General features: G+C 56.6%; 13 protein-coding genes and 3 tRNA genes. 3 read left to right on the top strand and 13 right to left on the bottom strand.

The features are described from left to right. Positions 1-120: 120 nt before the first annotated feature. Both tyrP and DW58_RS12600 read left to right on the top strand, forming a co-directional pair. The gene (gene tyrP, locus DW58_RS12605) at positions 121-1,332 is read left to right on the top strand and encodes a tyrosine transporter TyrP (protein WP_024549081.1); all 1,212 of its coding nucleotides are present in this window, start codon (positions 121-123) and stop codon (positions 1,330-1,332) included. Between the two features lie 149 nt (positions 1,333-1,481). Then, positions 1,482-2,399, top strand: coding sequence for a diguanylate cyclase (locus tag DW58_RS12600; protein WP_024549082.1), 918 nt, complete (start codon positions 1,482-1,484; stop codon positions 2,397-2,399). A 272-nt stretch (positions 2,400-2,671) separates the two neighbouring features. Here DW58_RS12600 and DW58_RS12595 read toward each other — a convergent pair. The 6 genes from DW58_RS12595 to uvrY all read right to left on the bottom strand — a co-directional run bounded on the left by DW58_RS12595 (position 2,672) and on the right by uvrY (position 6,213). Next, a tRNA-Leu gene (locus tag DW58_RS12595) sits at positions 2,672-2,758 on the bottom strand. A gap of 13 nt (positions 2,759-2,771) precedes the next feature. Next, positions 2,772-2,845: transfer RNA gene (locus tag DW58_RS12590), tRNA-Cys, on the bottom strand. Positions 2,846-2,895: 50 nt separating this feature from the next. Beyond that, positions 2,896-2,971, bottom strand: a tRNA-Gly gene (locus tag DW58_RS12585). Positions 2,972-3,121: 150 nt separating this feature from the next. Next, positions 3,122-3,670 (bottom strand): CDP-diacylglycerol--glycerol-3-phosphate 3-phosphatidyltransferase, encoded by a 549-nt coding sequence (gene pgsA / locus DW58_RS12580; RefSeq protein WP_024549083.1) that lies wholly within the window; start codon positions 3,668-3,670, stop codon positions 3,122-3,124. Between the two features lie 57 nt (positions 3,671-3,727). After that, the gene (gene uvrC, locus DW58_RS12575; protein ID WP_024549084.1) at positions 3,728-5,560 is read right to left on the bottom strand and encodes an excinuclease ABC subunit UvrC; all 1,833 of its coding nucleotides are present in this window, start codon (positions 5,558-5,560) and stop codon (positions 3,728-3,730) included. After that, complete coding sequence (gene uvrY, locus DW58_RS12570) at positions 5,557-6,213, bottom strand: UvrY/SirA/GacA family response regulator transcription factor (RefSeq protein WP_024549085.1); 657 nt, start codon at positions 6,211-6,213, stop codon at positions 5,557-5,559. Before uvrY ends, uvrC begins: the two co-directional genes overlap by 4 nt. Before the next feature lie 475 nt (positions 6,214-6,688). On the opposite strand from uvrY, the gene DW58_RS12565 reads away from it, so the two are divergent. Beyond that, on the top strand, positions 6,689-6,913 hold the full coding sequence (locus tag DW58_RS12565) for a DUF2594 family protein (RefSeq protein WP_024549086.1): 225 nt from the start codon (positions 6,689-6,691) through the stop codon (positions 6,911-6,913). A gap of 59 nt (positions 6,914-6,972) precedes the next feature. Here the strand turns inward: DW58_RS12565 and sdiA are convergent, their stop codons facing one another. From sdiA to fliA, 7 genes are all read right to left on the bottom strand, one after another. Continuing rightward, on the bottom strand, positions 6,973-7,698 hold the full coding sequence (sdiA, locus tag DW58_RS12560; RefSeq protein ID WP_024549087.1) for a transcriptional regulator SdiA: 726 nt from the start codon (positions 7,696-7,698) through the stop codon (positions 6,973-6,975). Between the two features lie 207 nt (positions 7,699-7,905). Then, positions 7,906-8,658, bottom strand: coding sequence for an L-cystine ABC transporter ATP-binding protein TcyN (tcyN, locus tag DW58_RS12555; RefSeq protein ID WP_024549088.1), 753 nt, complete (start codon positions 8,656-8,658; stop codon positions 7,906-7,908). Then, the gene (gene tcyL / locus DW58_RS12550; RefSeq protein ID WP_024549089.1) at positions 8,655-9,323 is read right to left on the bottom strand and encodes a cystine ABC transporter permease; all 669 of its coding nucleotides are present in this window, start codon (positions 9,321-9,323) and stop codon (positions 8,655-8,657) included. The genes tcyN and tcyL overlap by 4 nt, the downstream gene beginning before the upstream one ends. Positions 9,324-9,347: 24 nt before the next feature. Beyond that, positions 9,348-10,334, bottom strand: a complete 987-nt coding sequence (gene dcyD, locus DW58_RS12545; protein ID WP_024562446.1) for a D-cysteine desulfhydrase — start codon at positions 10,332-10,334, stop codon at positions 9,348-9,350. Positions 10,335-10,451: 117 nt separating this feature from the next. Next, positions 10,452-11,252, bottom strand: a complete 801-nt coding sequence (gene tcyJ / locus DW58_RS12540) for a cystine ABC transporter substrate-binding protein (RefSeq protein WP_024550598.1) — start codon at positions 11,250-11,252, stop codon at positions 10,452-10,454. 86 nt (positions 11,253-11,338) lie between these two features. Beyond that, entirely contained in the window at positions 11,339-11,890 is a 552-nt protein-coding gene (gene fliZ / locus DW58_RS12535) for a flagella biosynthesis regulatory protein FliZ (RefSeq protein ID WP_024550597.1), read from the bottom strand. 63 nt (positions 11,891-11,953) lie between these two features. After that, a complete protein-coding gene (gene fliA, locus DW58_RS12530; protein WP_024550596.1) occupies positions 11,954-12,673 on the bottom strand; it encodes an RNA polymerase sigma factor FliA in 720 nt (239 codons plus the stop codon). Positions 12,674-12,692: the final 19 nt, after the last annotated feature.

Raw genomic sequence — 12,692 nt, 5'->3', positions numbered from 1 at the left:
GCGCATCGTCATTGTAAACAATAATGTACACCTCTGTACCTGATGTTTGACGGAATGCGTTTTTTGCCTTACCCTGCGCCGCAGAAATGTTTACTGACCGGCTCGAATCCAGAGGAAAGCGTGAAGAACAGAACGTTGGGGAGTATTTTTATCGTCGCAGGGACCACGATTGGGGCGGGCATGCTGGCAATGCCGCTTGCCGCGGCGGGGGTAGGCTTTGGGGTGATGCTTCTGCTGCTCATCGGGCTGTGGGCGGTAATGTGCTACACCGCGCTGCTGCTGGTGGAGGTCTACCAGCACGAACCGGCGGATATGGGGCTTGCCACGCTGTCGCGCCGTTATCTGGGGCGACCGGGTCAGTGGCTCGCGGGAATGAGTATGCTGTTTCTGATGTACGCCCTCACGGCGGCCTATATCAGCGGCGCCGGTGAGCTGCTCTCGGCCAGCCTGCGCAGCGGGCTGGGGCTGGAGCTGCCCTCCTCCGCCGGCGTACTGCTGTTCACCCTGGTGGGCGGCGGCATCGTCTGCGTCGGCACCCACAGCGTCGATTTCTTCAACCGCATTCTGTTCAGCGCCAAAATCATCCTGCTGATCGTTATGCTGGCGCTGATGATGCCGCACATTCACAGCGCCAACCTGCTGACGATGCCGGTGGAAAAAGGCCTGGCGCTCTCTGCTATTCCGGTTATCTTCACCTCGTTTGGTTTTCACGGCAGCGTGCCGAGCATCGTCAGCTACATGAATGGCGATGTGAAAAAACTGCGCGCTATCTTCATTACCGGCAGCGCCATTCCGCTGCTGGCTTATATCTTCTGGCAGCTTGCCACGCTGGGGGCGATCCCCGCCGACACCTTCGTCGGGCTGATTGCCAGCCACAGCGGCCTGAACGGCCTGCTGCAGGCGGTACGGGACGTGGTGGCCACGCCGCACGTGGAACTGGCGGTGCATCTGTTTGCCGATGTCGCGCTGGCCACCTCGTTTCTCGGGGTGACACTGGGGCTTTTCGATTACCTGAGCGATCTGGCTGGACGCAAGGACAATCTCAGCGGCCGCTTGCAAACCGGTATCCTCACCTTCCTGCCGCCGCTGGTGTTCGCTCTGTTCTATACGCAGGGGTTTGTGATGGCGCTGGGCTATGCGGGCGTCGCGCTGGCCGTCCTGGCCCTGATGCTGCCGTCCATGCTGGTGTGGCAGAGCCGTAAACGTCACCCAAGCGCTGCCTGGCAGGTGGCGGGTGGCCGACCGATGCTGATAGTCATCTTTGCCTGCGGAGTGGGGATTGTGCTGATCCAGGGGCTGATTAGCAGCGGGGTGCTTGGCCAGCCCGGATAACACGCCGGCCTGCGGGCCGGTTTTTTTATACTCACACCGCCCTGCCTCTACGCCTTCTCATGGCCTGTGATTTTTTTACCTGCCGCTGACAAAACTCTAAATTTCGCCCGGTATGGTTTAGCTCCCGTTTTAACTGGTCAGACAAGGCCATGAACAGAAAGTACAAGGAAATTGACGCGCTGTTGGAGGACCTCAACCGCGCTAATGACGCCCACTTCAGCTGGCTGATAAAAATCGTTCGTCTCGCTGCAAACCCCCGCCTCAACACCGATGACCTCACCCGCCCCGATGCGTACACGCACTGCCGAGTAAACCACTGGCTTACCCCAATGCTCGCCCGGAATCGCACCGACCAGCGCTATCTGCTGGATATTCAGGCGAGCCACCGGGAGATGCATGTCCGCTGCGGAGAGCTCGTCGCCGCACTTCATACCGCGTCCGACGCGACGCAGGAGTTTGAGGCGTTCGAGGGTGCCGTGCTGGGCTTTACACACTCCATGAGGAACTATCGAAATTACCTGCTCGCCCGGCGCTCCAGCTATGACCTGCTCACCGGCCTGCCGATGCGGCGCACGCTCTACGAGGCCTTTGAGCATGTCCGTTCGGATAGCCGCCACGCAAAGCGTTATCTGATGCTGATGGATATCGTTCGGTTTAAGCAGGTCAATGACACTTTTGGCCATCTGTTCGGCGATGCCGTGCTGAGCACCTTCGCACAGCGGCTCGAACGCGCGATACGGTCATGCGATTTTGTCTGTCGCTACGGTGGGGAGGAGTTTATCGTGCTGTATTGCGCCGATTCGGATACCGCCGCGACGCAGGCCGCAGAGCGTATCAGGAACACGTTTGCCGACAGCTGTTTTCAGATTGACGGGAAATCTCTGCCGGTGACCGCCACGCTGGGCGTCACCCAGATCTATCAGCAGGACACGCTACGCAGCGCCCTGGCCCGGGCGGACGCCGCGCTTTATTACGGTAAAAATGTCAACCGGAACTGCACGGTGTTCAGTAATCAACAGGGTGAACTGAGAAAAATAGAAGGTGATACGGCGATGAAGTCGGAGTGAGTTTTTCAGGGCGTCAGGGTGTCGCAGCGTGACGCGACGTTCTGGCGTCCTGCGTTTCATTTCCTGGCCGTGACGATGTTAGAACGGCGTGATTTGAGGAAAATTGAGAAATAGTGGGATGTAAAAACCCTAAAAATTTTCACGGGGTGGAAGGGTAAAACAGGATCATGTCAGGAAAGATGTTAGGAAAACGGGGTTTTTGCATTAAAAAACCACCCGAAGGTGGTTTGCACGACACTGCTTATTGCTTTGATTATTCTGTACTTTTCCCATGGTGCCCGGAGTGGGACTTGAACCCACACAGCGCGAACGCCGAGGGATTTTAAATCCCTTGTGTCTACCGATTCCACCATCCGGGCTCGGGAAGAAAAGTGGAGGCGCGTTCCGGAGTCGAACCGGACTAGGCGGATTTGCAATCCGCTACATAACCGCTTTGTTAACGCGCCGAATACTTTTGCCTTTCGAGGCGATACCAGCCTGAGCTGATATCTGAATTTGGAGCGGGAAACGAGACTCGAACTCGCGACCCCGACCTTGGCAAGGTCGTGCTCTACCAACTGAGCTATTCCCGCATTATCAAACTGTTTGTTAATTGTTTGATTTTGCTATCTTACCGCAAACTGTGCTGCCGTTCGATGCGTTGCATTCTACTTACCTGCCGCAGTGAGTCAACGATATTTTTCACCGCCCTCGCTCGTTTGCTGAATTTTACGGCGATGTGATCATTGATCGAGCAAGTCCCCACGCGCCGCATTGAGATACTGCAGCATAGACCAGAGCGTCAGCACGGCGGCGACGAAGAACAGCGCGATACCGGCGTACTCGATGATGTCGTTAGGACGCCACAGCATACCAATCAGCGCCAGCATCTGCGCAGTCGTCTTCACTTTACCAATCCACGAGACCGCCACGCTACTGCGCTTGCCGAGTTCGGCCATCCACTCGCGCAGCGCGGAAATGATAATCTCACGGGCAATCATGGTGGCGGCAGGCAGCGTCACCCACCAGCTGTGGTAGTGCTCGGCCACCAGCACCATGGCAATCGCAACCATCACTTTATCGGCCACCGGGTCGAGAAACGCGCCAAAGCGCGTGCTCTGGTTCCAGCGGCGGGCGAGATAACCATCAAACCAGTCGGTAATGGCCGCGAGACAGAAAATAAAGGCACACACGAACGGTGCCCAGACGAACGGCAGGTAAAATGCCAGCACAAAAAACGGAATCATAACTACACGAAAGATCGTAAGCAGCGTTGGGATATTAAATTGCATAGTGCTGGTAACTGTCTGTGATCGATAAAATTTGCCCAGTATGTTGCTACATAGGCCCTAATGTTTCAACGAATAGAAGATCTTTTCTGCAAGGGCATGTGAGATGCCCGGAACTTTCGCAATCTCTTCCACCGTGGCGTTCTTAAGCGGTTGTAATCCGCCCATATATTTTAACAGCATCTGGCGTCGTTTCGGCCCCACACCCTCGATGGTTTCCAGCGAGCTGGTGTTTTTCACTTTGGCACGTTTCTTACGGTGCCCGGCAATGGCGTGGTCGTGCGATTCGTCGCGAATGTGCTGGATCACGTGCAGCGCCGGGGAGTCCGGCGGCAGGTGAAAGCCCTCACCTTGCGGCTCGAAGAACAGCGTCTCCAGCCCGGCCTTACGGTCGCTGCCTTTGGCTACGCCCAGCAGCAGCGGATGCTGTTTATCCCAGGCGACGTCGAGTTCAGCGAACACCGTTTTCGCCTGCGCCAGCTGCCCTTTACCGCCATCAATCAGGATGACATCGGGGATTTTGCTCTCCTCAATCTCTTTCCCGTAACGACGGCGCAGTACCTGGTTCATGGCGGCGTAGTCATCGCCTGGGGTAATGCCGGTAATATTATAGCGCCGATATTCGGCTCTTACCGGTCCGTTTGCATCAAACACCACGCAGGAGGCTACGGTTTGTTCACCCATGGTGTGACTGATATCGAAACACTCCATGCGCTTCACGGCCGGCAGCTCAAGCTCCTGCGCCAGCGCCGCGAGACGCTGGTGTACGGTAGACTGCTGGGAGAGCCGCGTCACCAGCGCCGTCGCCGCGTTCGTGCGCGCCAGCTTCAGGTAACGCGCCCTGTCGCCGCGCGGACGGGTCTGGACGTGAATCCGCCGCCCCGCCAGCTCCGAGAGGGAATCGGCAAGGATGGTCTGGTCGGAGAGCGTAAAGTCGAGCAGGATCTCGCCGGGGAGCGTGCGCATCTGGCTGCCCTGAAGATAGAACTGACCGACGAAAGTCTCCACCACTTCGGTAAGATCGGTACCGCCCGGCACTTTCGGGAAGTAGCTGCGGCTGCCGAGCACTTTCCCCTGGCGGATAAACAGCACGTGCACGCACGCCATCCCGGCATCGAACGCAACGCCGATAACGTCCAGATCGTCGCCGGTGTTGGAGACGAACTGTTTCTCGGTAACGCGTCGCACCGCCTGGATCTGATCCCGGATGCGTCCGGCCTCTTCAAACTCAAGCTGCTGGCTCGCCTTCTCCATGCGCGTCACGAGCTGGGTCAGCACCTGGTCATCTTTGCCCGCGAGGAACAGCCGCACGTATTCAACCTGCTGGGCATAGTCCTCTTCGCTCACCAGCCCTTCCACGCAGGGCCCGAGGCAGCGGCCAATCTGGTATTGCAGACAGGGCCGCGAGCGGTTGCGATAGACGCTGTTTTCGCACTGGCGTATGGGGAAGATTTTTTGCAGCAGCGCCAGGGTTTCACGGACCGCGTAGCCGTTGGGGAACGGCCCGAAGTATTCGCCTTTGGCGTGCTTGGCACCACGGTGCGTCGCCAGACGCGGATGCGCATCGGCGCTCAGGAAAATGTAGGGGTAGGACTTATCATCGCGCAGCAACACGTTATAGCGTGGCTGATAGAGCTTAATGTAGTTGTGCTCAAGCAGCAGGGCTTCGGTTTCGGTGTGCGTAACGGTGACGTCGATCTGTGCAATCTGCGCCACCAGCGCTTCGGTTTTGCGGCTGGCGAGGTTAGACCGAAAATAGCTGGTCAGGCGCTTCTTAAGATCCTTGGCCTTACCGACATAGATGACCGTGCCAGCGGCGTCATACATTCTGTAGACGCCTGGCTGGCTGGTGACGGTTTGTAAAAACCCTTTGGAATTGAAAACTTCACTCACTGACTTGTTAACGTCTCCGCACTACACAGGCCATGTCGAATTGCGAGGTGCGTCAGTTCCACATCGCCGTGTATGTTTAGTTTGCTGAACATCCGGTAGCGATAGCTGTTTACCGTTTTCGGACTCAGATTAAGCTGCTCAGAGATCTCGTTGACCTTCTGGCCCTTGGTTATCATGAGCATAATCTGCAATTCGCGTTCAGACAAACTGGCAAACGGCGATTGTGTCTTTTCCGGCTCAATTTGACTGAGCGCCATCTGCTGAGCGATGTCGGAAGCGATGTAGCGCTGCCCGGAATGCACGCAGCGGATGGCGTTAACCACATCCTGCGGTGCGGCACCTTTGCTGAGGTAGCCAGCGGCCCCTGCCTGCATCACCTTCGCAGGAAGCGGGTTTTCCGTATGGATGGTTAACATAATGACTTTGATGTCCGAAGATGAGCGGGCGATTTTACGCGTGGCCTCAAGACCACCGATGCCGGGCATGTTCATGTCCATGAGTACAACGTCAACCGGATTGGCTCTGCACCATTTTACGGCGTCTTCACCGCAGCAGGCTTCTCCGATCACTTTTATGCCTTTTATATCTTCAAGAATGCGTCGTATCCCTGCGCGCACCAGTTCGTGGTCATCAACAAGAAGAACGTTGATCAAAGGAACAATCTCCTCAAAAAAGGGATAACGCGGCTGATATTTAATTCGCCACATATTAGCGGGTTTCAGGCTAATTTTAAAATCTACAGCGCTGGTTTTTGTCTCTATTTTTGGAAATCGGATTTTACATCGAATAGAAACAATCGCTTAGCGCTACAGGAGGTCCGGCGTAACCCGCTCGTTTATTGTTCTGGCTTAACAACCGGCCACGCTGTGACGCACAACTGCCGCCACCGTTCCGTAAGTCAAACCATTATTTAACGCCTTTTAAACTTTTTAGATACAGATATTTTGAGCCGTCACCGAAAAAGCGTGCCGGGTATCTTTTTGCGGCGTTGAGCCATCGCGTTGCGCGCTTGATGTAAAACCAGCGGCCCGTTAATTGATTTACCCTGGGCTGTGTTATACTCCGCCGCCATAGATTTCACCCTGCGCGCAAGCAACGCGCAGCACACCTGACTGAGAGGAATTATAAATGAGCACTCCCGACTTTTTCACTGCGGAAAATAACCAGAACCTGGCCGTTGAAGTCGCCTGTCTCAAAACCCTGCTGACCCTGATGCTGCAGGCCATGGGCCAGGCGGACGCCGGACGCGTGATCGTTAAGCTTGAGCGCCAGATTGCCGAGATGGAAGATGCCTCTCAGGCGGCGGTATTTGCCAATACCGTTCAGCAGATTAAACAGGCCTACCGCCAGTAATCTTTTCCCGGCCAGAAAAAATACCGCCTGGCCGGGATTATTTCCCACGTTATTGTTTCTCAGATAATCCCCGTCGCCGCCGCGTAGCAGGCAATCTGCGTTTTATTCGGCGCGTTGAATTTCTTCTGCATATTCTTCTGATGGAAATTAACCGTATTTTCCGAAATGGACAGGATCATGGCTATTTCCGCCGAGGTCTTCCCTTCCGCCGTCCACTGCAATATTTCAAGCTCGCGCTTGCTTAATTTCATTTCCAGCGGCAGTACCGACGGATCCCCCAGTCGCAGCAGGGTAAACATACTTAATTCGCCCAACAGTTGAAGCCGCATTGACAGCTCGTCGGCGTCGGGAATACGTCCTCGCGTACTGGTACGAGAGACCGACAGAAATGATGTGACGCGCTCCGGGCTTATTACGCACTGGGTAAAGCCCTGACGCAGCCCGTGATCCCGCGCGGCATCCCAGAATGTCAGGGTCTCCGGCGTAAACAGCTGGGCGTCCCATACCACATGCCCCCGCTCGTAATTACGCGGTTTTAATACCGGGTCGAGGCGGAAATAGTTCTCAGAGAGATAGTGCTGCCACCACACAGTTGGGTAGGTCGTTTCGACGCTTATTTTGGGGCGCGTAAAAGGAACAGGATGGCGAATACAGAACGAGTAGAAGTCAAATTCCAGCTGCTGCGTTTGCTGGAGTAATACCGCGTATATTTCACTGCTATCCTGAATATGTTGAAACCTGGTCAGCATCTCCCGCCGCCAGCTAAAGAAATCACTATCCCTCATTGTTTGTGGTAATTCTCCGGGTTGGTTTTTATTTGTATTGTTGATATATCAAAATACCACATTCATGCGGCTAATTAATTAATAACTATCGGCGCTCTGCCTGAATTCTTGAGAACAATATGCGCGTTGCCCGTATTCCGCGGCCTGAAAGGGAATTCAACCAACATGAAAATTTTTCCGCTGCCGGCGTGGCAGCGGAAGTTGCCATTACTGCATCAGGAATTTCTCGAGGAACTGCCGGGTGCGTGGATGCTGCGGATTGGCAAACAGCGCCTTCGCCGGCCCCTGCTCAACGATGCGCCCCTCGTCCATGAAGATGGCGCGGTCGGCAACGTCTCGGGCAAAGCTCATCTCATGGGTGACAATCACCATGGTGCGCCGCTCCTGGGCGAGCTGACGAATGGCGTTGAGCACTTCTCCTACCAGTTCCGGGTCAAGGGCGGAGGTCGGCTCATCAAACAGGATCACATCCGGCCGCATCGCCAGCGCGCGGGCGATGGCCACACGCTGCTGCTGACCGCCAGACAGGCGCTTCGGGTAGCTGGTTTCTCTGCCGCTCAGCCCCACCTTCGCCAGCAGCTCCCGCGCCAGCGCGCTGGCCTCTTCCTTGCTCTCGCCCTTCACGATAACCGGCCCTTCGATAATATTTTCCAGCACGGTGCGGTGTGGGAACAGGTTAAAGCTCTGGAACACAAAGCCCACGTGCTGGCGCAGCTCGCGGATCTGCGCTTTTTGCTGGCTGAACGAGCGGGCGGCATCGATGGTGATATCGCCGACGCGCACCGTGCCGCCGTCGGGCTGCTCAAGCAGGTTGATGCTGCGCAGCAGCGTGGTTTTCCCGGAGCCGCTGGGGCCAATGATCGCCACCACTTCGCCCTGCTCTACCTCCAGGTCGATACCGTGCAGCACCGGCTGGCCGTGGAATTTTTTTAGCAGCTGTTTAACTTCAATCGCACTCATTTGGGATCGCGCTCCTGCCGGTTAAGCTGGTTTTCGAAATAGTTTTGCAGCGCGGAGAGCACCGTCGCCATCACCCAGTAAATCAGCGACGCCGCCAGATACATGGTGAACACCTCCAGGGTACGGGAGGTGATTAGCTGCGCCTGACGGAACAGCTCCGGTACCTGAATGGTGGCGGCAAGCGAGGTGTCCTTCACCAGGCTGATAAAGCTGTTGCTGAGCGGCGGCAGCGCCACGCGGGCTGCCTGGGGCAGAATGGCGCGTCGCAGGGTCTGCCAGGGCGTCATACCGATACTGGCTGCGGCTTCCCACTGCCCTTTGTCGATGGAGGAGATTGCCGCACGCAGGGTTTCGGCCGCGTAGGCTGCCGTGTTGAGCGACAGGCCAATCATCGCCGAGGGGATGGGGTCCAGCTCTATGCCAAACTGCGGTAGCCCGTAGTAGATCATGAACAGCTGGGCGATAAGCGGCGTGCCGCGGAAAATCGAGATATAGAAACGCGCCAGCCAGCGCACCGGCAGCAGCGGCGACATGCGCATCAGGGCCAGCAGGAACCCCAGTATCAGCCCGAAGAACATCCCGCCGATACTGAGTTGCAGGGTGAAGACTGCCCCTTTGAGTAAGTAAGGTGCCGAATCGAGCACCAGTTGGATACTTTCTTGCATTATCGGATTTTCACTCAGCTAGCGTCAGACATGGGGATGATAGGCGAACAGCGCAGGCGCCCCGCCGGTATGAACAAACAGAATTGGGCCCTCATCCCTGAAGCGCTTCTGGCTGATGCCGTCGATAAGCCCGGCCATGGCCTTGCCGGTGTAAACCGGGTCGAGCAGAATGCCTTCCAGCCGCGCCAGCAGCTTCACCGCCTCCATGCCTTCGTCATTCGGCACGCCGTAGCCCGGCGTGTAGTACTCATCCCACAGCACAATGTCCGCATGGGCCGTCACCTCCAGCTCGCGGGCTACCGCCTGCTGAAGCGCCACCACTTTCGGCTGCTGGGCGGCAACGCTGCGCGATACCGTGACGCCAATTAGCTCCACGTCAGGCATCAGCTGCTCAAGACCAACCGCCAGCCCGGCGTGGGTTCCGGCGCTGCCGGAGGCCACCACCACCGACGAGAGCGCCACAGCGCCCTCGCACTGCTGGGCAATCTCCAGCGCGCTCTCCACGTAGCCCATCGCCCCCAGCGCGTTTGAGCCCCCTACCGGGATCACATACGGACGAAAGCCCTGGGCTTCGACGCGGGTTGCCAGTGCCTGAAGCTGCGAGTCCGGATTGTCGAGGGCGTCGCACATCTCAATGCGGGCATCAAACAGGTCAAGCAGCAGACGGTTGCCGTTGGTGAGATAGTTTTCCGCGCGGGTACCGATAGGGTTTTCCAGCAGCGCAATACACTGCAAGCCCAGCTTCGCGGCCACCGCCGCGGTCTGGCGTACGTGGTTGGACTGAATGGCGCCGGCGGTAATCAGGGTGTCCGCCCCTTCCTGCAACGCCTGGGCGGCGAGGAACTCCAGCTTGCGCAGCTTGTTGCCGCCCATCGCCAGCGGCGTCACATCGTCGCGTTTGATGAAGATGTCGCGACCCAGATGATCGGAGAGGCGCGGCAGGTATTCCAGCGGCGTCGGCGCGCCAATGAGTTCGAGACGCGCGAAGCGGGTCAGATTGTGCAGGGACATGCAGCCTCCGGGTTTACGTTACGCAATGATGTCATTATGCACGACGCGTGCAGGGTTTCCGCGCCGGGAAATAAAAAAAGGCGCTGATATCAGCACCTTTTTTTGTCAGGGCGTCGCTTACTTCGTGACGTCGGCCCCGAACCACTTCTCAGAAATTTTGCTCAGCGTACCGTCTTTCTGCATCTCGGCAATGGCAGCATCAATCGCTTTCAGCAGGTCTTCGTTGTCTTTGCGTACCGCAACACCGGCTTCCTGACGGGAGAACGGCTTGCCCGCTGCGGCCAGGGTGTCTTTGGTTTTGTTCACCAGATCCAGCGCCGCCAGACGGTCAACGAGGATGGCGTCGATACGGCCTACGCGCAGATCCTGGTATTTGGTCGGATCATCGTCATAGGTACGGATGTCCACGCCCTGCACGTTGGCGCGCAGCCACTCTTCATAGTTGGTGCCGAGGCCGACACCGACTTTCTTGCCTTTCAGGTCGGCAGCGGTCTTGATGGTGTTAGCGTTCTCTTTCTTCACCAGCGCCTGAATACCGGACACGGTATACGGGGTGGAGAAGTCATACTTTTTCTTACGCTCGTCGGAGATGGTGACCTGGTTTATCACCACGTCGATACGCTTAGAGTCAAGCGACGCCAGCATGCCGTCCCACTTGGTCGGCTTCAGCGCGGCTTTTACGCCAAGATGCTGGGCCAGCGCCTCGGCAAACTCCACTTCGAAGCCGGTCAGCTTGCCATCATCACCCTGAAAACTAAACGGCGGATAGGTGCCTTCCAGCCCCACCAACAGCGTTCCGCGCTCTTTCACTTTATTGAGCAGGTTCTCTTGCGCCATGGCATTAACACTAACTCCGGCGACCAGCGCCACCGCCATCACGCCCATCAGCGCCTGGCGACCCAGTTTTGCTAGCTTCATAATTACCCCGAATAGTAAAATTTTGATTGTAGTGTAATGAGTTAATGCCAGATGGCAAAAACCGCTGCGCTACAACTTATGCTTTTTTAATATATATCAGAAGTCGCTTTGTGCTCGTCTTTGTGCACTACGGCCAGGGTTTGCTGCTGAATAAACTGCGCGTATTTGCGCAGGGCAATACGGTAGTTGTTGGTGCTGGTCAGCGGAAGCCAGGGTTCCAGCCGCTCATCAAGCAGGCCGCCCTTCAGCTGCGACAGGGGAATATTGTGTTCGCCAAGGTGATTACCGAGGCGGCGCAGGCGCACCACGTATTCGCGGATGGTGCCGTGGCTCATCTCGGTTTGTTCGAAGAGATACTGTTTGAAGCCGATAATATCAAAGTAGTCGCTCTGCTCTTTGCAGTGCAGATCGCCACAGAAACGGCACAGCGCGACCCACTCCTTCTGTTCGAGTTGCCAGGTGGCTTCGTCGATCAGGGTGTCGAGCTGGGCAATCGCCAGTTTGTTGACGATCGCCCCGCGGTGTACCAGCGTAATGCGATCGAGCAGCTTATGGCAGTGTGCGCAATGGGTTTGCGTGTGCTTAAAGTCCTTCAGGTAGCGGCTTAGCGGCCGTCTTTTTTGTTGCAGCACAGTCATGATAACTCCTGGTTGTCAATGCGATGTGCGGCATTCTTCAGGCGGCGAGAAAAGCTCGCCTCCCTATAACTTACCCAGCTTGGTACGAAGCCGTTTAATGGCCTGGCTGTGCAACTGACTGACCCTCGACTCCCCTACTTCCAGAACAGCCCCAATCTCTTTGAGATTGAGCTCTTCCTGATAGTAGAGCGTCAACACCAGCTGTTCGCGCTCCGGCAGTGCCTCAATGGCATCCATCACGCGCTGGCGTAAATTGCTTTCCAGCAATTGTTGCAGCGGGTTTTCTTGTTGATGCTCGTCCGTTACCAGTTCGATGCTATCGCCGTGCTCTTCGCGCCACTCGTCATACGAGAAAAGCTGACTGTTGTTCGTGTCGAGCAACATCTGGCGATACTCTTCGATAGCGATCCCTAAGCGCTGCGCCACTTCGGTTTCCGAGGCGTTGCGACCCAGTTCCTGCTCCAGTTGGCTTAGCGCCATGGCCACTTCGCGGGCGTTACGTCGGACGCTGCGCGGCACCCAATCGCGGCTGCGCAACTCGTCCAGCATCGCTCCACGAATACGCTGTACTGCGTAAGTCGTAAATGCCGTTCCTTGCAGAGCATCGTAGCGTTCAACTGCATTCAATAACCCGATGCCGCCCGCCTGTAGCAGATCGTCCAGTTCCACGCTCGCCGGCAATCGCACCTGTAGGCGCAATGCTTCGTGACGCACCAGTGGTACATAACGCTGCCACAGCGAGTGTTTATCCATTACACCTTCAGCGGTATACAGTGAATTCACGATAAACAGCCCTGCGTTA

The organism is Siccibacter turicensis LMG 23730 (assembly GCF_000463155.2).
Classification (GTDB): domain Bacteria; phylum Pseudomonadota; class Gammaproteobacteria; order Enterobacterales; family Enterobacteriaceae; genus Siccibacter; species Siccibacter turicensis.
This window is presented reverse-complemented; position numbering and strand designations above follow the sequence as displayed.